This window comes from Kineococcus sp. AC630 (genome assembly GCF_979255925.1).
In genome coordinates, this window is sequence record NZ_CEEDMJ010000151.1 from 1 (window position 1) to 235 (window position 235).

Below are 235 nucleotides of genomic sequence, written 5' to 3' on the forward strand. Positions count from 1 at the left end.
GGGCCTACGAGCACTCGCAGCTGATGAAGGGGTCCGGCAAGGGCGTCTCGCGGGCCATCGCCGTGAACGACCAGGGAAGCACCCAGCACATCCTCCAGATCGTCACGAGACCGGGAACGATCCTCACCAACCCCGCAGTCCTGGCGGGGGTCGGGGCAGTCATGTCGCAGTACGCGATGCAGCAGCAGATGAACGAGATCGTCGACTCCCTCGAACTGATCGACGAGAAGGTCAC

Annotated in this window: 1 pseudogene; it reads left to right on the top strand. The window is 63.8% G+C overall.

The features are described from left to right. Positions 1-235: pseudogene (locus tag AC0I8G_RS26210) on the top strand (hypothetical protein); the annotation flags it as partial.